The sequence below is a fragment of the Mesorhizobium sp. M8A.F.Ca.ET.181.01.1.1 genome, assembly GCF_004792025.1.
In the GTDB taxonomy this organism is placed as follows: Bacteria; Pseudomonadota; Alphaproteobacteria; order Rhizobiales; family Rhizobiaceae; genus Mesorhizobium.
In genome coordinates this window covers 1-370 of sequence record NZ_SRTV01000090.1, presented here as the reverse complement: position 1 = coordinate 370, position 370 = coordinate 1, and the positions used below count along the sequence as shown (strand labels likewise).

Below are 370 nucleotides of genomic sequence, written 5' to 3'. Positions count from 1 at the left end.
GCGGTGATCAGGCTGAACAGCACGAACACTTCGTAGAGGTTCGAAATGGGGATATGGCCGACGTCCGCGCCGATCAGATACGACTCGTACCAGCGCACCATCAGGCCGACAAAGCCCATCACCACGGCCACCCACGTCATGCGCGAACCGATTGCGGCGCCCGTGGGCGAGCGCGACAGCAGGCCGATCCAGTAGAACACGGTCGCGAATACGAAGAGCGCGCTCATCCACAGAATCGCGGACTGGCTCGACAGGAAATACTTCAGGAAAAATGCGTTGTCGGCGCGGCTCAGGTCGCCGTGATAGATCTGGATAGCCAGCAGCGACAGTATTGCGATGGCCGCCATGAGCGCACGCGCGGGTTTCCAGC

At 61.1% G+C, this 370-nt stretch carries 1 protein-coding gene; it reads right to left on the bottom strand.

What is annotated here, in order from left to right; genetic code table 11:
- A partial coding sequence (locus EN824_RS33715; RefSeq protein ID WP_210236380.1) for a hypothetical protein occupies positions 1 to 347 on the bottom strand: 347 nt, incomplete at its 3' end.
- Positions 348 to 370 lie beyond the last annotated feature (23 nt).